22 protein-coding genes are annotated in these 18,741 nt (G+C 45.4%); 8 read left to right on the top strand and 14 right to left on the bottom strand.

Annotated features, from left to right (window positions below):
* Window positions 1-25 precede the first annotated feature (25 nt).
* Genes MHM99_RS07910 through MHM99_RS07945 form a run of 8 tightly spaced genes read right to left on the bottom strand, consistent with a single transcriptional unit; the run spans window position 26 to window position 6,357 of the window.
* A complete protein-coding gene (locus MHM99_RS07910) occupies window positions 26-766 on the bottom strand; it encodes an HAD-IA family hydrolase (protein ID WP_239218820.1) in 741 nt (246 codons plus the stop codon).
* Between the two features lie 20 nt (window positions 767-786).
* Window positions 787-1,707, bottom strand: coding sequence for a tyrosine recombinase XerC (gene xerC / locus MHM99_RS07915; RefSeq protein ID WP_049587093.1), 921 nt, complete (start codon window positions 1,705-1,707; stop codon window positions 787-789).
* Between the two features lie 5 nt (window positions 1,708-1,712).
* Complete coding sequence (locus tag MHM99_RS07920) at window positions 1,713-2,408, bottom strand: DUF484 family protein (RefSeq protein WP_049587092.1); 696 nt, start codon at window positions 2,406-2,408, stop codon at window positions 1,713-1,715.
* Window positions 2,405-3,235, bottom strand: a complete 831-nt coding sequence (gene dapF, locus MHM99_RS07925; protein WP_049587091.1) for a diaminopimelate epimerase — start codon at window positions 3,233-3,235, stop codon at window positions 2,405-2,407. The genes MHM99_RS07920 and dapF overlap by 4 nt, the downstream gene beginning before the upstream one ends.
* Before the next feature lie 35 nt (window positions 3,236-3,270).
* Window positions 3,271-4,521, bottom strand: coding sequence for a diaminopimelate decarboxylase (gene lysA, locus MHM99_RS07930; RefSeq protein WP_039226879.1), 1,251 nt, complete (start codon window positions 4,519-4,521; stop codon window positions 3,271-3,273).
* The gene (locus MHM99_RS07935) at window positions 4,521-4,757 is read right to left on the bottom strand and encodes a lipoprotein (protein ID WP_275445463.1); all 237 of its coding nucleotides are present in this window, start codon (window positions 4,755-4,757) and stop codon (window positions 4,521-4,523) included. Before MHM99_RS07935 ends, lysA begins: the two co-directional genes overlap by 1 nt.
* A 12-nt stretch (window positions 4,758-4,769) precedes the next feature.
* Complete coding sequence (locus MHM99_RS07940; protein WP_014947853.1) at window positions 4,770-5,837, bottom strand: MJ1255/VC2487 family glycosyltransferase; 1,068 nt, start codon at window positions 5,835-5,837, stop codon at window positions 4,770-4,772.
* 1 nt (window position 5,838) lies between these two features.
* Window positions 5,839-6,357 (bottom strand): phosphatase PAP2 family protein, encoded by a 519-nt coding sequence (locus tag MHM99_RS07945; RefSeq protein ID WP_014947854.1) that lies wholly within the window; start codon window positions 6,355-6,357, stop codon window positions 5,839-5,841.
* Window positions 6,358-6,708: 351 nt separating this feature from the next.
* On the opposite strand from MHM99_RS07945, the gene rraA reads away from it, so the two are divergent.
* Window positions 6,709-7,194, top strand: a complete 486-nt coding sequence (gene rraA, locus MHM99_RS07950) for a ribonuclease E activity regulator RraA (protein WP_014947855.1) — start codon at window positions 6,709-6,711, stop codon at window positions 7,192-7,194.
* Between the two features lie 117 nt (window positions 7,195-7,311).
* On the opposite strand, the gene MHM99_RS07955 is transcribed toward rraA, so the two are convergent.
* From MHM99_RS07955 to mpl, 3 genes are all read right to left on the bottom strand, one after another.
* Window positions 7,312-8,121, bottom strand: a complete 810-nt coding sequence (locus MHM99_RS07955) for a S1/P1 nuclease (RefSeq protein WP_239218822.1) — start codon at window positions 8,119-8,121, stop codon at window positions 7,312-7,314.
* Window positions 8,122-8,123: 2 nt separating this feature from the next.
* A complete protein-coding gene (locus tag MHM99_RS07960) occupies window positions 8,124-8,756 on the bottom strand; it encodes a flavin prenyltransferase UbiX (protein WP_239218824.1) in 633 nt (210 codons plus the stop codon).
* A 71-nt stretch (window positions 8,757-8,827) separates the two neighbouring features.
* Window positions 8,828-10,186, bottom strand: a complete 1,359-nt coding sequence (gene mpl / locus MHM99_RS07965; protein ID WP_239218826.1) for a UDP-N-acetylmuramate:L-alanyl-gamma-D-glutamyl-meso-diaminopimelate ligase — start codon at window positions 10,184-10,186, stop codon at window positions 8,828-8,830.
* Between the two features lie 311 nt (window positions 10,187-10,497).
* On the opposite strand from mpl, the gene MHM99_RS07970 reads away from it, so the two are divergent.
* The 4 genes from MHM99_RS07970 to MHM99_RS07985 all read left to right on the top strand — a co-directional run bounded on the left by MHM99_RS07970 (window position 10,498) and on the right by MHM99_RS07985 (window position 13,738).
* The gene (locus MHM99_RS07970; protein ID WP_014947860.1) at window positions 10,498-11,475 is read left to right on the top strand and encodes a class 1 fructose-bisphosphatase; all 978 of its coding nucleotides are present in this window, start codon (window positions 10,498-10,500) and stop codon (window positions 11,473-11,475) included.
* Window positions 11,476-11,605: 130 nt separating this feature from the next.
* Window positions 11,606-12,136: an inorganic diphosphatase gene (gene ppa, locus MHM99_RS07975; RefSeq protein ID WP_014947861.1), complete on the top strand. Its 531-nt coding sequence runs from the start codon at window positions 11,606-11,608 to the stop codon at window positions 12,134-12,136.
* A gap of 141 nt (window positions 12,137-12,277) precedes the next feature.
* Window positions 12,278-12,763 (top strand): DUF3299 domain-containing protein, encoded by a 486-nt coding sequence (locus MHM99_RS07980; RefSeq protein ID WP_014947862.1) that lies wholly within the window; start codon window positions 12,278-12,280, stop codon window positions 12,761-12,763.
* A gap of 27 nt (window positions 12,764-12,790) precedes the next feature.
* On the top strand, window positions 12,791-13,738 hold the full coding sequence (locus MHM99_RS07985) for a dihydrodipicolinate synthase family protein (RefSeq protein WP_168533014.1): 948 nt from the start codon (window positions 12,791-12,793) through the stop codon (window positions 13,736-13,738).
* On the opposite strand, the gene MHM99_RS07990 is transcribed toward MHM99_RS07985, so the two are convergent.
* Window positions 13,735-14,433, bottom strand: a complete 699-nt coding sequence (locus MHM99_RS07990) for a 2OG-Fe(II) oxygenase (protein ID WP_039236833.1) — start codon at window positions 14,431-14,433, stop codon at window positions 13,735-13,737. The genes MHM99_RS07985 and MHM99_RS07990 overlap by 4 nt on opposite strands.
* A gap of 22 nt (window positions 14,434-14,455) precedes the next feature.
* Window positions 14,456-14,875: a thioesterase family protein gene (locus tag MHM99_RS07995; RefSeq protein WP_014947865.1), complete on the bottom strand. Its 420-nt coding sequence runs from the start codon at window positions 14,873-14,875 to the stop codon at window positions 14,456-14,458.
* A gap of 212 nt (window positions 14,876-15,087) precedes the next feature.
* Here MHM99_RS07995 and MHM99_RS08000 point away from each other — a divergent pair, with 212 nt between their 5' ends.
* The 3 genes from MHM99_RS08000 (at window position 15,088) to MHM99_RS08010 (ending at window position 18,390) form a co-directional block, all read left to right on the top strand.
* Window positions 15,088-15,564, top strand: a complete 477-nt coding sequence (locus MHM99_RS08000; RefSeq protein WP_014947866.1) for a hypothetical protein — start codon at window positions 15,088-15,090, stop codon at window positions 15,562-15,564.
* An 11-nt stretch (window positions 15,565-15,575) separates the two neighbouring features.
* A complete protein-coding gene (locus MHM99_RS08005) occupies window positions 15,576-16,811 on the top strand; it encodes a S41 family peptidase (RefSeq protein WP_239218828.1) in 1,236 nt (411 codons plus the stop codon).
* 76 nt (window positions 16,812-16,887) lie between these two features.
* Window positions 16,888-18,390, top strand: a complete 1,503-nt coding sequence (locus tag MHM99_RS08010; protein WP_239218830.1) for an Hsp70 family protein — start codon at window positions 16,888-16,890, stop codon at window positions 18,388-18,390.
* Window positions 18,391-18,467: 77 nt separating this feature from the next.
* Here the strand turns inward: MHM99_RS08010 and MHM99_RS08015 are convergent, their stop codons facing one another.
* Complete coding sequence (locus tag MHM99_RS08015; RefSeq protein WP_012516741.1) at window positions 18,468-18,635, bottom strand: hypothetical protein; 168 nt, start codon at window positions 18,633-18,635, stop codon at window positions 18,468-18,470.
* Window positions 18,636-18,741: the final 106 nt, after the last annotated feature.

Consider the following 18,741-nt stretch of genomic DNA (forward strand, 5'->3'; position numbering starts at 1 on the left):
TCTGTATTTTCGAGATAAATAGCGCCTAGACAAATTGAATAAGCTCTTCTAATGAATCAAGCTGAACGTGTGGAAGTACTGAAACGGGTTCTAATTTCAACTGCATTGGACGATTACATGCAAACCATGCCGACTGATAGCCTGCATTAATGGCACCGAACACGTCTTTAATAATATTATCGCCCACATGTAAAATGTGCGGCGGCGTTACCTTTATCAGTGAGGCCGCTTCATCAAACATGTTTTGAGCAGGCTTCATAGGCCGTTCCACACTGGCGTGTAAGATCGCCGTGAAGTAACGGTCTAACCCTACTTTTTGCGCGTTTACATTGCCGTTAGTAATACCAACGAGCGGTAAGTGCTGGCTAAGTTTATCGAGGGTGTGGTGCACATTACTGGCTAATGCAAAATCGCTTCTAGCGTCATAAAAACAATTAAAGCAGTTGTCTACAGCAGCACGTAATGCAGTGTCTTCTGTAGGGACTATTGATAACTGGTTTGCTGGCGTGCCAGATAGTGCAGCGCTTAAAACAACGCGACGAAGCTGCCCCATATCAGAAGCCAACCGCGCGTCTTTGGCGATAGCCGCACGTTTAAGCTGTAGCCAATCAAGTGATGTTAGCTTAGCTGCCTGTTGGTGATGTTCAGCAATATGCGCTTGAAGGGCTTGCTCTGCGCATCGAATAATAGGTTCATTATTGTAAAGGGTGTCATCAAGGTCGAAGGTCATAGCCTCGACACTATTGATAGACCTGAAAAACTGCATTGGGAAACCTTCTAGTAGCGTTATTTCTTATGTGCGCGAGGGTGAGCCGCGTCATAAACATTAGCGAGATGCTGAAAATCCAGATGGGTATAAACTTGTGTCGTTGACAAGTTAGCATGACCTAATAGCTCTTGAACCGCACGCAAATCTCCGCTGGATTCTAATACGTGGGTAGCAAAGGAATGGCGCAGTTTGTGAGGGCTTACTTTTTGTGACAGAGACTGTTCGCTTGCCATTTTATCGAGGCGATTAGCGACTTGTCGATTGGATATGCGGGTTTTGCGCTTACTCACAAAGACCGCACTTTCGTATGGTGATGCGTAGGCAGGGCGTACCTTTAACCACGCGTTAAGTGCTTTTTGTGCGTGTCGGCCTAACGGAAGTATTCGCTGTTTACTTCCTTTACCCATGACCTTCACCGTACCGTCCTTTAGACAGTCGGCCAAATTGAGCCCAGTCAGTTCGCTTAAGCGCAGTCCACAGCCATAAAGTAGCTCAAACATAGCCACATCACGTAATTGCATACCCTCATCGTCGTCACTGCTTCGGGGGGAGGCATTAAGAAGCTGCTGCATTTCATCCACGCTTAGTTGCTTAGGCAATGGCTTCCCTTGCTTCGGAGCTTGAATACCTTCTACAGGGTTGCTGAATAGTTGCTGATGATCGATAAGATATTGGCAGAAGGTTCTAAGTGCCGATAGGCGCAATGCTATACTGCGCGGGCTGTGCCCTGACATCTTTGCATCAGCCATTACCCGCTTTATGTCGCTTGGCGTTAGTCCCGACCACTCGTAAAGCCCAAGTAACTTTGCAACTTCGGTAAGCTGGCGCTGGTAGTTTTTGATGGTGTGAAGAGATAGCCCACGCTCCACCTGTAGATGTAGCAGAAACTTATCTAGCCATTGCTGGCAAGGCTCGCTTATCAATGCGTCCGTAGACACTACACCTAATATCCCATCATTTCAGGCAAGATGATATTAAGCACTTGCTGAAGCTGTTGAAGTAACAGGGTGTCCATATCTGGAGTGAAGTGGCTGGCGTCACTGCTGCTAATACCTAAAATACCGAGTTCACGGTTGTCACCAAGCAGCATTAGCGCTACAGACTCCGCAGGGCTTTCTCCGAAAAGAAGCTGGCGTTCGTGCTGAGATAATCGACCAAAGAAAAAGTTGGTACTTTTAAAGCGTTTTTCAGTAAATAAACGTTGCTGTAGTTCGGGGATCGCGTGCGGACCTTTAAAGCTTTTAATGACCGCCGCCGACAATTGTAAACGCTCTTGAAGCACATCTTCCAAAGTAAACTGAACTTCGGCAACACTTTCACAGCGCAGAAGCTGCACGTTTAAATCGGTGTAAACGCGATATATTTTTTCGTTTTGTTTAGCGATGCTCACCAGCTGATTGAGTTTAAAATTAAGCTGCCTAACTTTCTTTCGAAGCTGATCGCTTTGAATTTCTACCAGTGAAACACTGCCTTTCTGCTCGTGGGGAAGCTTAATTTTTTCAAGAAGGTCGGAGTGCTCGGCAAAGAACTCAGGGTTTTGTAACAAGAACGCGCGCACATCGGCACTCGACAATTCCGTTGTGTCGTTAAATGGCTCAATCAATTGCGTAGCGTTAGACTGCCCTGATAATTCGCTCATAGATTTATATGTCCGTCGTACACGTGCTCAGCAGGCCCTGTCATTTTTAACACGTTATCTGGGCCAGGCCAGCGTATACGTAAACTGCCTCCGGGTAAGTCTACCCGCACATCTTTTCCTAATTTACCCTGAATCTGGCCAATTGCAACCGCCGCACAAGCGCCGCTACCACAGGCCAAGGTTTCACCTGAACCTCGTTCAAATACGCGAAGTTTAATGTGTGACTCATTGATTATTTGCATAAAGCCAACGTTTACGCCTTCAGGGAAGCGTTCGTGCTTTTCAACAAGCGGACCAATCTCGGCCACATTAGCAGTATCAACATCGTCGACTTCCATCACGCAATGTGGGTTACCCATCGATGCCGACCCAATGAATAGCGTGCTCTCGCCGACTCGCAATATGTAGGTGTTTTCTTGCTTATTGGCTTTAAGTGGAATATTCGCAGGTTCGAATTCAGGTTTACCCATGTTCACAGTAACCTGACCATCTTTCTCAAGATACAGCACCATTTTTCCAGCTTTGGTGCTTACGATAATTTTGTTGCGATTAATGAGACCTTTTTGCTTAACAAAACGTGCGAAGCAGCGTGCGCCATTGCCACACTGTTCTACTTCCGAACCGTCCGCGTTGAAGATACGATAGTGGAAGTCTTGTTCAGGATCGTAAGGCGGTTCCACCATCAACAGCTGGTCGAAGCCAATGCCGAAGTTTCGGTTAGCCAGTTGCTGAATTTTTTCTTTAGAGAAAAAGACGTTCTGAGTAACGTTATCAATAACCATGAAATCGTTACCCAAACCGTGCATTTTAGAAAATTGAACCTGCATTAAACGCGCATCTATCTTGTTAGTTTGTCTCTAGTTTACGGAAGTTTGTACTCACCTTGCCAGAGATCTTTTTGTTTTTCTCTTTCGCGAACCACAATTGCTTTGTCACCGTCTACCATAATCTCGGCTGGACGACAGCGGCTGTTGTAGTTTGACGCCATAACAAAACCATAGGCACCGGCGCTGCGAACTGCAAGTAAGTCTGTTGGTTCAATGGCTAATTCACGATCTTTTCCTATAAAGTCACCAGTTTCACACACTGGGCCTACTACATCGTAAATACGTGGTGTTGCCGTAGTTTCTTCTTTTACAGGAATAATTTTTTGCCAAGCTGAGTAAAGTGCAGGGCGTAATAAGTCGTTCATTGCAGCGTCGACAATGGCGAAGCTTTTTTCTTCACCTTCTTTAATGAATTCAACTTCGGTAACTAAAATACCAGCGTTTGCTGCAATAGCGCGGCCTGGCTCAAGAATAAGCTTTAGGTTTTCACGGCCTACCATTTTTTCAGCCATGGCTTGTGCATAGGCTTTAGGATGAGGTGGTTGCTCGTTGTTATAAGTAACGCCAAGACCACCGCCCACATCTAAATGTTCAATGATAATGTTACGTTCAGCTAATTCATCAATAAGCAAAAGTAGGCGCTCCAAGGCGTCTACGAATGGGCCGATTTCTGTGAGCTGTGAGCCGATATGGCAGTCCATACCAACAACATTTAAATGAGGTAGCGATGCGGCCAATTCATAGGTAGCAAGCGCTCGCTCACGGGCAATACCGAATTTATTTGCCTTCAAGCCTGTAGAAATATAAGGGTGAGTTTTGGCATCCACATCCGGGTTTATGCGCAGTGAAATAGGGGCTTTCGTGCCCATTTCGCCTGCAACCTGGTTAATTCGATGAAGCTCTGGCTCTGATTCTACGTTGAAACACATGATGCCTTGTTCTAGCGCATAGCGAATTTCATCATGCTTTTTACCAACGCCTGAAAATACTACCTTACTTGCATCGCCACCGGCCTCGATTACGCGAGCGAGTTCACCTGCTGAAACGATATCAAAGCCTGAACCTAATTTGGCTAGAACGCTTAATACACCGATGTTCGAATTCGCTTTTACCGCATAACACACAAGGTGAGGATGCTCACCAATGGCATCATTAAATGCGTGCCAGTGACGCTCTAACGTTGCACGTGAATAGATGTAAACCGGCGTTCCATGCTGGGCTGCAATATCAGAAACAGCCACTTGTTCAGCATGAAGCTGACCTTGGCTGTAGGCGAAATAATCCACTAGTTCAGCTCTCCAGAAGTAGTTACGGGTGAAGTGTTATTGGTGTCAGAGTCGGCGCCGGTTTCTGCATTTTCAGAAGACGCTGGTTCAGCAGACGTGTTTTGTGCAGGCGCCTCAGGAATGTAGAGCGCCCCTTTGTAACCACAGCCACATAATGCTGTGAGTGTTAGCAAGAAAACAACTGACTTTTTAAGCACGAAAAATCCCGCGAAGAATACGATAAATGCCGCTATCATCGCATTGCGGCGTTAAATTGCAAGAGCCAATAATCGTTCTTGTGTTTTATCGCCATATCGAACGTTTTTCCAAAGCGCATCGCACAGGCTTTGCGTATCAGAAAAGTCTTTGTTTTTAAGCCAATCGATAAGAATGTTGGGGTTGTCTGGAAAGGCAATTGCTTCGTTGTCGGGAGCTTCTAGCCACTCTTCAACAATGTCGGTATCAAGTTGAAACAGGGTGTGGCATAAATCCAATTTATTTAATGTAAGCACATTCGATAGTTGCTCAAATTGGCCGTGTAAAGGTTTTATAAGCAGCTTCTTGCCCAGTTGAAGTGCCTCACTCGATAGCTCAAACCCCCCATTGGCGATTACGCCACTGGCGTGCTGTAGGGCTTTTTGAAAGTGCTTCTTAGATGTAGGGTGCCAATGAATATGTCCCACTTCTTTCGCTTCATCGATGTTCGGGTGAAAGCATTCGAAAACCTGATCGCTTAGCGGTTCCAACATTTGTTGAACATCTTCAATATCTTCAAAAGGCAAGTAAACAAGAACGTGGCCATTTCCCGAAGACACAATCGGCTTTTCTGCAACGAATGGCGGAATAATCGGTTGATTGAAGTGATACCAGTGCACACCTAGTTGAATCTCTGTTGGCGCAAACACTTTCATTAGCAAGGAATCGAAAATCGTGTTGCCACTTTTAGGGACGTCGTAGGCAAATGCAGCCTGATGGCTAATCGAAATAGATGGTAGACCTTGTTGTTTAGCTGCCCACGCCGTGACGGGCTCAAAGTCATTGACCAGCAAATCGTAGTTGCTGGTATCAAAGGCTTTCACGTCTTTAATAAACTGGCTTACATTTGCATCTTTAACGGTCGCCCATTTATCAACCCGGCCTCCTTTGGTGATAAAGCTCAGGCCAGTAAAGGTTCGGTATTCTCCGAATATTTCCATGTCGAAATACTTCTCAGGGGGACGACCGGTAAATACAAAGTCAACGTTAATGTCATCGCGCTGTGCCAGAGCTGCAGCCATTATTCGTGCACGGGCGATGTGTCCGTTACCGGTGCCTTGAACACCATACAATAATCTCATGCTACCCCAGAATAGAAATGCTCAACGTTGCTATTGTAACGCCTAAAAGTGTCCCTGCGATCACGTCTGACGGGTAATGAACACCCAGTAACACACGTGAAAGACCAATTAACGCGGCCCAGCTGTAAGCCAATACCGCAAACGACGGATAATAATGAGCCACTATGCTCGCCATCAATGTGGCTGCTGCCGTGTGGCCTGAAGGAAGAGAGAATTTATCAGAAGGCGTGACATGTGCTGTTAAATTCATTAGAAAATCGCAAGGGCGAGGGCGCTTGAACATTTTCTTAAGCAGCACATAAATGGGTAATTCCAGCGCATAAGCCATCAGCGCTGTGTAGAGGAAAAGCTCACCGTGTTCAGGCTCAAATGCCCAAAGCAGCGCACCGATAACAAGGTACAGGTAACCATCGCCGGTTTTCGACAGCCAGATAATACTTCTGCAGTCTCTTTTTTGCGTCAGTTTGTACAGGCGATAAAACAAGTCAGTATCGTATTTGGTCAAGGATTTAATCAACATCGCCTTGTCCCCTATCGGTTAATTACTGCACAGGCTAAAGTTCATCTGTGACCAGTGGGTGACGAAAAAAAGAAACTTTTTTGACAGCGAGCTTCGCTTTTACTTTTTCTTTTGTCCTGGCGAACAGATATTGGGAATGGCTGTAAAAGACAAAAGCTAAGCAAAATATGTGCTCATTTGGGGGAGGGGAGAGCAAGTTTTGATGAGTTTTGAAAAAAGTAGAAAATTCGACGAAAGGCGTGAAATCAAACGTTTGCATTGCCACATTTAATGCTATGCTAGTTTTAGAAGCGTAAGCAGCGCTTTGTTTTCACTTAATTTTAGTCTTCTCAATTTTAGTAAGGCAGAACGATGGAATACAACACATCTGAATTATGCGATTTGTTTGCTGATAGCGTAGACGTGGTAGATCCAATTTTCGCGAGCTTTGGTGGCCGGTATTCTTTCGGTGGTGAAATTACCACAATTAAATGCTTTGAAGACAGAGGCCTTATCGACCGAGTACTTGCTCAGCCCGGCGCTGGAAAAGTACTGCTTATTGATGGCGGTGGTTCTAGCCGTCGTGCACTGTTCGATGCATCCTCTGCTCAAGTTGCAATCGACAACGATTGGGAAGGGGTTGTGATATACGGCAGCGTGCGAGAAGTTGATAGCCTTGCCGAATTAGATATCGGTGTTTTGGCGGTAGCCGCCATTCCAGTAAATGCTGAGTGTGAAAGTATTGGTGAGGTAGACGTGCCCGTTAACTTTGGTGGCGTTACGTTTTTACCAGAAGATCATTTGTATGCTGATAGCACGGGCGTTATTCTCTCTCCTGAGCCGTTAGATTTAGACTAAACCTTTTGGGTTAGCCAAACGCTACTGGTAGCGAAATAAATGATTAATTAAAAAGAAAACGGAGGCCAAAAGCCTCCATTTTTTATCTTTTACTGCGCCAGCCAGGTTGAAGCGAGACTATTTATTCGCTTCTTCGAACACGCTGTTCAAATACATGGCAATGCGAATTCCCGCCATCTGCAAACGCTTTTTAGCAGTAGGCAGGTGGTTGTATAAGTAGTCATAGCTCATATTGTTTGCGTCATCAGGATAAATGGTATCGCGAATAGCGGTGCTTTCTTCAATCCACACCATAGGGTCGGTGGTGGCCCAACTGCGAATATCCTTAGCCGTAATAGCTTTTGTTAACCAAGACGTCCACTCCGAATAAGACAGGTCGCGCTGATCTAGCATTTGCGAGTCCCACACGCGATGTAAGTTAGAGTCTTGCCAGAAGAAGCGCACTTTTACATCGTTACCGCCACGATCAGTTCCGTTTCCGGCATGAAGCGGCTGATGAAGGTCGCCAATAATATGCACAATGAACTGAAGGGCCAGACGCTTTTCTTCAATGGTGGCGGTGTCGCTTTTTAACGTTTCAGTAAACTGCTTTAACGCGGTAACCGCATCACCTTGCTTTGGTGCGCCAACTTCTTCGTAGGTCTTTCCTTCAGGTACAGATACATAGTGCCAAGGGCTAGCGGTTTTCTGCCAAAATTCGCTGGGGGCAGAACGCATTTCGTCAGCGTGAGTTGAGGCTTCAGCCAACGAACCGTGTGGTAATAACTCCATTAGTGCAGCTTGTGAAAGAGGGCTAAGATATTGCTCGGCAATAGCGCCAGTCACTCGGTGACCGGTTTGCCCCCATCCGAAAGCGGGTGATGAAATACACAATGTAAATAGCGTGCTCAGCGCAACTGCGCAAATCCTGTTTGCAAACGCGAACATGGTTAATCCTCAGAATGTTTGGAAGACTGGTAGCCCCATCTTGCGACAAGAGACTGCTCAATACCTAGGTGGTCTAATATGCGCGCCACCACAAAATCTACCAAGTCATCGATAGTTTTAGGATTGTGATAAAAGCCAGGCGCTGCAGGCATAATAGTAGCACCCATTTGCGAAAGCTTGAGCATATTTTCTAGATGAATAGAAGAAAGTGGCATTTCACGAGGCACCAAAATAAGTTGTCCACGCTCTTTTAGAATGACATCAGCTGCGCGCTCAATAAGGTTGTCGCTAGCGCCAATACTAATGGCCGAAAGCGTACCTGTAGAACACGGGCAAACCACCATTTTTGCGGGGGCCGCTGAGCCTGAAGCTACCGGTGAAAACCACTCTTCTTTTCCAAATACCTTGATTTGGTCAGGTTTTGCATTGCAATGCTCGGTAAAGAACGCAGCTGCATCTTCGGGACGCCCGGGTATCTTGACGTTCTCTTCGGTGGTAAACACCACTTTGGCAGCGGAAGAGATTAATACATACACTTGGTAATCGGCGTTAACTAGCGATTTCAATAGTGTAAGCGCATAAGGCGCGCCAGATGCGCCTGTGATAGCAAGCGTGACTTGCTTGTCATGTTTCATTGTATAGCCTCTGTAGATGACAAGCGTAATGCGCTTGTCTATCGGGTAACACTTCGTTTTATTCTGTCTATTTACAATTTGGACTTCATTTTTAGGGCGTCGAGTATTCGGCCATGAATGCCTTCAAAACCGCCGTTACTCATTACAAGAATATGATCGCCCGGTTGTGCTACGTTGCAAACGCCTTGAACGATCTTCTCTACATCTCTGAAGCAGTGCGTAGGCGCGTTGCTGTGCGCTACCGAATCGACTAACGACCAGTCCATGCCTTCAGGTTCATAAAGGTAAACCTCATCGGCTTTCTGCCATGAGTTTGCCAGCGTATCTTTGTGCACGCCCATTTTCATCGTATTAGAGCGCGGCTCTAGCACAGCCAGAATACGGGCATTACCCACTTTCTTGCGCAGTCCATCAAGTGTAGTCGCAATTGCAGTAGGGTGGTGTGCAAAGTCGTCATAAAGGGTGATGTTGTTTACTTCACCCTTTACTTCCATGCGACGCTTAACATTCTTAAAAAATGATAAGGCGTCTATGGCATCAGGTAAGGTAACACCTGCATGGTGGGCAGCAGCTATGGCCATTAAAGCATTGTCCACATTGTGTTGACCAACCAAAGCCCAGGTTACCGTACCAGCTATAACGCCGTTATGTAATACATTGAATTCACTGCCGTCTTTCTTTAACAGTTCTGCATGCCACTCTTTGCCCAACGATTGGCGAGAAGACCAGCAACCTTTCTTGAGCATATCCTCAATTGCGGACGTATTGTTAGGTGTAAGAATAAGCCCGTTTTCTGGCACCATGCGAACCAAATGGTGGAACTGGGTTTGAATAGCCCCAAGGTCAGCAAAAATATCTGCATGGTCAAACTCAAGGTTGTTAATTACCAAGGTTTTTGGGCGATAGTGTACGAACTTAGAACGCTTATCGAAAAATGCGCTGTCGTATTCGTCAGCTTCAATGACAAAAAAGGGGCTTTCACCCACGCGAGCCGATACGCCAAAGTTCTCTGGAACGCCGCCAATTAAATAACCAGGGTTAAGACCAGCGTGTTCTAAAATCCACGCGACCATACTGCTGGTGGTTGTTTTACCGTGGGTACCTGATAACCCAATGACCCAACGATCTTTTAGTAAGTTATCAAGCAACCATTGTGGGCCACTGGTATAAGGAAGATTTCTATTTAACACGTATTCGACGGCGGGGTTACCGCGCGACATCGCGTTACCAATCACTACCATATCTGGCGCTGGATCAAACTGGCTTTCGCAATAACCTTCGGTCAACTCAATGCCTAATGCTTCAAGCTGGGTGCTCATGGGCGGATAAACGTTTTTATCAGACCCTGTTACTTTGTGGCCGAGTGATTTAGCAATAGCGGCGATGCCGCCCATAAAACTTCCACAAATGCCTAAAATATGTACATGCATAGCGCATTCTCAATGAATTATCATGTTATTGGGGTACTGTATCAGAACCCCGTGGCCTATAGATAATTCAATTTAAATCATTCAATAAATGCCTTAAGCCGTTGTAATACGCTAAACACCTAAGAATCTATGATGTGCAAACTGGTATGGTGTGTGTATGACATTTTACGGGCGTGTTCCACTTACCCAAGAACACGGTTACAATCTAACCACAGATTTAAAACCTGTGTGTGCTTCAGACAAACGCCGGTAAGGAAAGCTGAGCGACTGGTAGCACAACACCCTACACACGAAAAAAAGGCTTACATTCAATGAAACGTTTAAATTCCCAATTGCAACAAGACGGTGCACCGCTTGAGTTAATTTTACTCATTCGTACACTGCTAGCGGGCTGTAAAGAAATTTCTTTCCGCGTGAGTCAAGGCGCACTTGCTGGCGTGCTCGGTTCAACCCTTTCAGAAAACGTACAGGGCGAAACACAGAAAAAGCTCGACGTTATCTCTAACCACATTTTAAAAGACACGCTAAGGGAATCTGGCTACGTAAAAGCCATTTCTTCTGAAGAAGAAGATGACGTTGTGCCGTGTAATCCAGACGGTAATTACTTAGTAAGCTTCGACCCGCTAGATGGGTCGTCAAACACTGAAATTAACAGCCTAATCGGTACTATTTTCTCTATTACCCATGCGCCTCAGTGGATGAAACCAGATGATCCGTCTGCTTTCTTACAGCCTGGAACGCAGATGGTAGCAGCAGGCTATGTGCTGTATGGCCCGTCTACTATGCTGGCGTTGACGACGGGTCGCGGCACGCATATTTATACGCTTGATAAAACCCACGGTGGTTTCCTGCTTACTCACCCTAATATTCAAGTACCTGAGCAAACCTCAGAGTTCTCGATTAATGCGTCGAACCAGCGTCATTGGGAACCTGCAATGCAGGCATACATTGCCGACCTTCTAGCAGGTAAAGATGGCCCTAGAGGCAAAAACTTTAATATGCGCTGGGTAGCGGCAATGGTGGGTGATATTCATCGTTTGCTTTGTCGCGGTGGCATCTTTATGTATCCATTCGATAACAGGGACCCGTCTAAGCCAGGTAAATTACGCTTACTTTACGAAGCCAACCCGATGGCGTTCTTAATGGAGCAAGCAGGTGGAAAAGCAGAAACTGGCACTGGTCGAATTCTGGAAGTTATGCCTGAAGAAATTCATCAACGTGTACCGTGCATTATCGGCTCCAAAGAAGAAGTTGAGATGTGCTTGAGCTACAACGACAACGCGAAATAGCGAAAAAGCAGCAAAATTTAACGAAAAATAAAGAGATTAGTACGACATGGGTCGTAAAGCGTTTTTATTTTGCTGCTGTCACCGTATACTTAACCCAAAATTTCTTATACATCATTGAAAGGACCAAAGAATGAGCTTGAGTGCTATTTCTGCTGGTAAAAACGTACCAGACGAAGTAAATGTGATCATCGAAATTCCAGCACACGCTGACCCGGTGAAGTACGAAGTAGACAAAGACACAGGTGCACTATTTGTTGACCGTTTCATGGCAACTTGCATGCACTACCCAACTAACTACGGTTACGTGAACAACACGTTGTCTGAAGATGGCGACCCAGTTGACGTTCTAGTAATGACTCCGTTCCCACTACTTGCAGGTTCTGTCATTAAGTGTCGTCCAGTTGGCGTACTAAACATGACTGACGAGTCTGGTAAAGACGCAAAAGTACTAGCGGTACCAGTAGACAAGCTTTCTACTATCTATCGTGACGTTAAAGAAATTGCAGACGTACCTCCGCTTCTTCTTAAGCAAATTGAGCACTTCTTCGAGCACTATAAAGATCTTGAAGAAGGCAAATGGGTGAAGATTGACGGTTGGGCAGACGCTGCCGCTGCAAAAGAAGAAATTACCGCAAGCATCGCGCGTTTCGAAGCAGAATAATTCACGCTGCTTTAAATTGATGATACAAAGGGCTGGTGTAATACCAGCCCTTTTTGTATGTGGCTAAAAAGTGAAGATTGAAAACGACAAGCAAAAGCCGATACAAAAAAGCGAACAAAATACTCAACGATAGAGAGCAGTATGATCCACCATAAATTATCCATGACTTCATTGTTTGCTGTAATAATGATGGTTGTAACTTTTAACTCTTTGGCAGATGAAACTCCTACTGAAGTATATTGGGAAGACCTAGTGCCCGAGGGCTTTAATGAGCTCGCGCCACCTTCAGTTCAACACAATGGCGAGATGAGTCAGCTTCAGCCTGACGCACCGGTTGTCGATACCTTTGATGGTAAACGGGTGAAAATCCCGGGTTTTGTTGTGCCGCTAGAAGGTACGGCAGAGCTAACCACTGAGTTCTTACTTGTTCCATATTTCGGAGCCTGTATTCACGTACCACCGCCGCCGTCTAATCAAATTGTTTACGTAAAATTTGAAGAAGGTGTGCGCATAGATAATATTTACGATGCAATTTGGGTAACCGGCGAACTGTCGACTGACGGTTGGAAAGGCGATATTGCGTCTGTAGGTTACCGTTTGAAAGGCGAAGCCGTAGAAGGGTTTTAAGCATAAAACGTTTAAAAAGGATATCAGGTGTTTACAGGTTTATCAGCGTTTCCCATTACCCCCTTTAAACAAGAAGCTATTGATTACAAAGCGTTTAAAGGGCTTGTTGATAATTTGGCTTCGGCGAATGTAGATTCAATTTGCGCGATAGGTTCAACTGGGCTGTATCCTTATCTAACGCGAGAGGAAAAGTACGACGTAGCAAAGCTCGCCGTTGACCACGCAAATGGCATTCCTGTTATGGCAGGCGTTGGGGCGCTTCGTACCTATGACGTGCTAAAAAACGTTGAAGCTGTGCAGCAAGCAGGTGTTAATGCTGTGCTGTTAGCACCCGTTTCCTATCAAGTGCTTAACGAAGAAGAAGTGTTTGGCCTATATGAGGCCGTGAGTCACGAGGTATCTGTGCCTATCTGCGTTTACGAAAATCCTCGTGTGACTAATTTTACCTTCAGCGATGATTTATACCGCCGTATTGGAAAATTACCGAATATCGGAGCGATTAAAATACCCGGAACTCCATTTGCCAAAAGCGCAATGGATAATAGTTCTAACAAGGATATCTCCCCCTCTGGAGCAAGCAATAGCGAAGGCGCTCGCCGATTAGCATCATTACGAGAGATAGTGCCTGCACACATTGCTATAGGCGTGAGTGGTGATAGTTTTGGCGCAGCAGGAATGAGTGAAGGTTGTGACCTTTGGCTTTCCGTTATAGGGGGAATATTCCCGCGAACCGTAATGCGTATTATCGACGCCGCTCAGTCTGGTAATGCTGTTGATGCACAGGCTCAGTCACAAGCGTTAAGCGGAATATGGAGCATGTTTGCGCGCAATGGCGGCGGCTTGCGTGTGGTTGCAGCCGCGGCAGAAATTTTGGGCTATTGTGAAACGCCTAGCTTGCCTGCACCCTTCTTACCTATCGACAAAAATGAGTACAGCGAGCTAGAGCACATCATCACGAAGTTATCGTTAAGCTAGCCCTGCGTATAAATCTGTTCAGCGCGGTTAAACAGAAGCCAAGACGTTAAAATGTACTTGTCGTTACTTTTTGGAATTTGGCCGCGATGCGTGTGAGTAAAATAGGCAGGCGCAATCACCATTCTGCCTGCTTTAGGCTTAACCGCACGGTTTTGATAATAAAACTCCGTCTCGCCGCCTTCTTCCACATCGTTTAAGTAGTACATAAACAGCAATACGCGGTGCAGTGCGTCGTTATGTTGAAGCTGTGGATAGACCTCTGAATGCCAGTACGGGTAGCCACCATTGCCCGCGGTGTAGCGCTGTGCATTTACATCGCCGACCCGAAACAGGTAATTCACCAAATTCGCCAAATTGGGTTTGCCCACTTCATTAAAATTTTCACCTGTTACTTTTACCGGTTCACCAGTTTTGGGATGGCGTACGGTCAAGCCAATAGGCCCAACAAGCGCAAAGTAGTACTTTTCAATGTAGGAGACCAGCTGCTGCCCGGTGTGCTGCATCACTTGTTGAAATAAGTCTTTAAATTCCGGGTTGCGACTTATCGATACATCCATGCTGCGCTTTTTATCTAAGTCGACGCCACCACCGGTGCGGCCTTGAGACAAATTAGGGCTGCTTTCAAAGCGTTCCATGAGTTGTTTGCACAGCTCTGGTGGTAACACATCATCAATAACTTCAATTAAATCGCTCATGGAGACCTCGTACTGCGCTTTATTACTGAGTTGGTACTTCTTTAAAGTGAGACTGTAGTTCTGATTTCACTTTATCCGGGATAGGCGCAGAGCGCTGTGTTTTATAGTCAAAATGTACCATGGTGGTGATGCCTGTTGAGCACAGCTTATCGTCTTGCCATAACTCTTGAAACACGTCGAATGCACTGTTGCCTAGCCGGCTAACGTAGGTTTTAACCGTCACAGGTTTGCCATAAAAAATTTGAGCTAAAAAATCGACTTTGTAGCTGGCTAAAATTAACGGCCAATTTTGTAAGTCTAGTTCAGGGGTAAACATTCTGAAAATAGGCTCTCTGGCTGCTTCAAACCAAGCGACTAATGCTGTGTTACTTACATGCTGTAAGGCATCTGTTTCACAAAAACGTACGTCGAATGACGTAACTAATGGTACTGAATGGCTCATATTTTTTAGTAGGGTTCTTTGTTTATTTAGCTTTCACTCTAGCATTATGCCGCAGCTATTTCAGTCATTTATCAAACAGTAATTGATCCGGATGGAAAACATTTTTAACACCTAACCAAAACATACACATTCAAAAACAAGTTGATTTATGCAAATTTTTGCGCAAATATTTGCATAAATGAGTTTGAAGAAAAATCACAAGGTGCCTATTTATGATCAGAAGTCCTCAGTTTGGCGCGATACTGTTGCGTGCTAGCGAGCTTATTGCAACTCAAGGCCAAGAGGTATTTGAAGCACTTAATATTAGTCTGCCTGCAAATCGTATTTCTCTGGTACTGGCGATTCATACTCAAGGGCCTCTTTCGTCAACTGAGCTAGCAAGTCACATTGGTCTTTCACGTCAACTTATTGAAAGTCGGTTGAAGCAAAGTGTTGCAGACGGCTTTTTTGTTTCTGTGCCCGATGAACGAGACTCGCGAAAGCGCGTGTACGATATTGCGCCTAAAGCAAAGGCCGAGGCGGCGCAGATAGTGACGATAATGCAAGAATTTGAAGACGTATATGATGCCCTTTGGGAAGAGATAGAGGTCAATCTTGAAGCCTCTCTCAAAAGCATGGAGCAGGCGCTAAAAAAACAATCGCTTCTTACGCGCTTAAATGAACAATTTCCTTATCACTCCAATTCATAATAGGGAACATTATGATTTATCGAATTATTATATTGCTGTCATTACTCCTTCCGCTAAGCAGCTGCGCACAAAGCCAGGGTTTCAATACGAAAGAAAGCTGGCAAGCCTTTGTTCAAACTGTTGAAGATAACTACGCCTACTTAGATACGGCACCTACCGACTGGGAAGCTTTAAAAGCGTACTACCAACCCCTTGCAATAAACGCGACAACGCAAGAGGAATTTGTCGACGTATTGCAGGTGGTGAAGCAGTTTTTTATCGACCCGCATTTTAACGTATCACCGCTAAACGAAGCGGACTACAGCGTCACACCAACGGGGTCTGATATTTGGGTGGAAAAGCAAGGCGATGACTTTGTTATAACACGTATTAAAGCGGGCAGTGCTGCTGCCAAAAGCCAGTTAGCCTTAGGTGACATGATTGTAGGTATTGACGGCGAGTCTACAGAAGCCGCAATACAACGCGTTTTTGGAAACACATCGCTACCGCTTACTGACGCACATAAAACGTGGGCGGTTAATGTGGCTTTAGGTGGGCGTCGCAATCAAGAAAGACACATTGAAGTGGCGTCTGATTTTGATGATGCCAAACGCGTGCAATTAGCAGCTAGTTACGAAGCTATTAATCTACTTCGAACAAAAGCTCCTCTGGTAGTTAAGCAGGAAGAGGGAATCGGGTACATCCGCTTTAATAATAATCTAGGTAATTCTGAAACCGTTCGTGCGTTCAAAGAAGCTCTTGAGTCACTTGAATCAACACAGGGGTTAGTGATTGACCTGCGTAATACGCCGAGCGGGGGAAACACTGGTGTAGCTGAGCCTATCTTGGGGCACTTTGTAAATGCCAAAACCGCATATCAAGGTTACAAAATTCAAAATGCGGGAAAACCCTACCAAGAAGCAGAGCTACACTTGGCCTATGTTACCCCTTCATTACCTTATTACAGTAAGCCAGTAGTGGTACTCGTTGGTCATTGGACCGGCAGTATGGGAGAAGGTATGGCTATTGGCTTTGATGCCATTGGTGCAAAGGCGGTAATCGGCACACCCATGGCTGATTTGCTTGGCGGGATAAATCAATTTCAATTACCTGATTCGACCATAACTTTAGAGCTGGGTTTTGAACGTCTTTACCATGTGAACGGCTCATATCGAGAGGACTTTGTGCCCCAGGCGGTATCTTGGGACGGGCATACAGCCAGTGACTCAGAATTAAATGCTGCAATAGCTCTGTTAAAAGCAATATAGCTCAATTACATACAAAGCTAGAAAGCACTTTCGTATTTACTTACAATCCGCTTCTAACTTTTTGAGCGAACATACTATGACTGCGATTGGGATTGACTACGGTACATCAAATTCTGAGGTTGTGTATTTTGATGGAACGGCCCATCAGCACATCAAACTCGACCCGTTAGATAAGAAGGGCAATAAAATCCGTTCTTCGGTGTTCATCTATTTTGAAGATGAACTGCCGCCGCCTCCTGATGCCATGGTCGAAGCGAAAGTGGCGCAGTTACAGCGCGTTATCAGTGAGCAAATAGATAAGGCGAAGGACGGCTATTATTCGGCAAAAGATCCAAAAGAACAGGCGATGTATAGCGACCGTATCGACTCGCTGCGCGGTGATTTGCACAACAAGCCTGCATTACAGCGTAAAGCTATTGCACAATTGATGCATGCCATGTCGCTAGACGAAATCCCTTTGCTGCGCTTAGTAGAGCACGGCAAGTTTGCGTTTGGTGAAGAAGGGTTTAGGCGCTTTCTTAAAATGCCTGATAAAGGCCGTCTAATTTATTCACCTAAGAACTTTCTAGGCGCCTCGCTAGACGGTGACCAAAAACAAGCATTCATCGGTATTATTGCTAAGCAGTTGGCGTACTTTAAACAGTGTGCAGAGCAGCAGCTAGGCAAGGTTGTTAATAATGCGGTAATTGGCCGTCCAGTTAAGTTTCACGGTACCCGTGGTGAAGAAGGGAACGCGCAGGCCATTCAAATAATGACTGAAGCGGCGACGAAAGCTGGGTTTTCAGGGGTTAACTTCTTAGATGAACCCATAGCAGCGGCGTATAAAATTGAGCAAACCCTACCAAGGGATACCACTACGCTGATTGTCGATATTGGTGGGGGGACCACGGATATTTGCTGTATTAAGCTTTCCCCAGAGCGTTCAAATCAGCTTGATCGCAAAGAGGATGTTCTGTCGGTAACAGGCAGGCGTTTAGGCGGCATGGATTGCGACAAAAGCTTGGTGCTAAAGGCTATTGCCCCAGAAATGGGAATGGGCCTTAAGATGATTAACGGGCTTCCTGTTCCTCCTACGTACTTCTCTGATATGTGCGCGGTTGATAACATTCCTGCACTCACCCGCTTTTTCTCTGACGATTACGGGTTAGATATTTCTCAAACCATGTCTGTGATTAAAGAGCCAGCCCAATTAGAACGCTTGCTTATTGTTCAGGAGAACAAGTTGTCTGCCCGCGTGGTGAACTCGGCTCGATTAGCCAAGGAACTACTGTCGAGTAAGCAGAACATTACCTTGCCGCTGCACTATATCGAAGATGATTTTGACGTGGAGATTTCGCAAGACTCGCTCAAAAAGGCATTAAAACCTTGGCTTGATAAAGTGAAAGCGCTAGTGGTGGAATGCTTGGAAAATAGCAGTGAAAAGCCAGAAGTGGTGATGATCACAGGTGGTATGAGTTTATCGCCAATCGTGGTTGATGCGCTATATGAAAACCTACTTACCGGTTTACCTCGATTAGAGAATGACGCTTTCAACTCGGTGTGCGAAGGATTAGCTATTCAAGCGGCGAAGCACGCTTAACCTTTTCTATTCTTTTTTCGATATGAAAAACACTAAGCCTTAGCGTAGTAGCGTTTACTGCGCTAAGGCTTTTTTGATCAGTGCTTAAGGATATTGTGTTCTTTTAGATAAATCGCGATGGCCTCAGGCGACTCGAAGGCTTTTAACAGCATTTCTTGTGCGCGTGCTTTCACATCATTGTCTTCTGATGATGACAGTAGGTGATACCATGTTTTCACTAAGGCTAATGGCGGCGTTTGGTTCATTAGTTGTCGCTCCAGCAATTCTTACTGCAAAAATACACAAAAATCATCGTAACGTATGATTTGCCAATACAAGCTCTGACCAGCATGGAAAAACGTGTAAATAAAC

The organism is Alteromonas sp. MmMcT2-2 (assembly GCF_022348305.1).
GTDB lineage: Bacteria > Pseudomonadota > Gammaproteobacteria > Enterobacterales > Alteromonadaceae > Alteromonas > Alteromonas macleodii.

What these genes read in the sequence shown, in the direction of transcription:
- MHM99_RS07910 (WP_239218820.1), bottom strand. Translation starts at nt 766, where the DNA reads ATGCAGTTTTTCAGGTCTATCAATAGTGTCGAGGCTATGACCTTCGAC.
- MHM99_RS07920 (WP_049587092.1), bottom strand. Translation starts at nt 2,408, where the DNA reads ATGAGCGAATTATCAGGGCAGTCTAACGCTACGCAATTGATTGAGCCA.
- dapF (WP_049587091.1), bottom strand. Translation starts at nt 3,235, where the DNA reads ATGCAGGTTCAATTTTCTAAAATGCACGGTTTGGGTAACGATTTCATG.
- MHM99_RS07935 (WP_275445463.1), bottom strand. Translation starts at nt 4,757, where the DNA reads ATGATAGCGGCATTTATCGTATTCTTCGCGGGATTTTTCGTGCTTAAA.
- MHM99_RS07940 (WP_014947853.1), bottom strand. Translation starts at nt 5,837, where the DNA reads ATGAGATTATTGTATGGTGTTCAAGGCACCGGTAACGGACACATCGCC.
- MHM99_RS07945 (WP_014947854.1), bottom strand. Translation starts at nt 6,357, where the DNA reads ATGTTGATTAAATCCTTGACCAAATACGATACTGACTTGTTTTATCGC.
- rraA (WP_014947855.1), top strand. Translation starts at nt 6,709, where the DNA reads ATGGAATACAACACATCTGAATTATGCGATTTGTTTGCTGATAGCGTA.
- MHM99_RS07955 (WP_239218822.1), bottom strand. Translation starts at nt 8,121, where the DNA reads ATGTTCGCGTTTGCAAACAGGATTTGCGCAGTTGCGCTGAGCACGCTA.
- MHM99_RS07960 (WP_239218824.1), bottom strand. Translation starts at nt 8,756, where the DNA reads ATGAAACATGACAAGCAAGTCACGCTTGCTATCACAGGCGCATCTGGC.
- mpl (WP_239218826.1), bottom strand. Translation starts at nt 10,186, where the DNA reads ATGCATGTACATATTTTAGGCATTTGTGGAAGTTTTATGGGCGGCATC.
- MHM99_RS07970 (WP_014947860.1), top strand. Translation starts at nt 10,498, where the DNA reads ATGAAACGTTTAAATTCCCAATTGCAACAAGACGGTGCACCGCTTGAG.
- ppa (WP_014947861.1), top strand. Translation starts at nt 11,606, where the DNA reads ATGAGCTTGAGTGCTATTTCTGCTGGTAAAAACGTACCAGACGAAGTA.
- MHM99_RS07980 (WP_014947862.1), top strand. Translation starts at nt 12,278, where the DNA reads ATGATCCACCATAAATTATCCATGACTTCATTGTTTGCTGTAATAATG.
- MHM99_RS07990 (WP_039236833.1), bottom strand. Translation starts at nt 14,433, where the DNA reads ATGAGCGATTTAATTGAAGTTATTGATGATGTGTTACCACCAGAGCTG.
- MHM99_RS07995 (WP_014947865.1), bottom strand. Translation starts at nt 14,875, where the DNA reads ATGAGCCATTCAGTACCATTAGTTACGTCATTCGACGTACGTTTTTGT.
- MHM99_RS08000 (WP_014947866.1), top strand. Translation starts at nt 15,088, where the DNA reads ATGATCAGAAGTCCTCAGTTTGGCGCGATACTGTTGCGTGCTAGCGAG.
- MHM99_RS08005 (WP_239218828.1), top strand. Translation starts at nt 15,576, where the DNA reads ATGATTTATCGAATTATTATATTGCTGTCATTACTCCTTCCGCTAAGC.
- MHM99_RS08010 (WP_239218830.1), top strand. Translation starts at nt 16,888, where the DNA reads ATGACTGCGATTGGGATTGACTACGGTACATCAAATTCTGAGGTTGTG.
- MHM99_RS08015 (WP_012516741.1), bottom strand. Translation starts at nt 18,635, where the DNA reads ATGAACCAAACGCCGCCATTAGCCTTAGTGAAAACATGGTATCACCTA.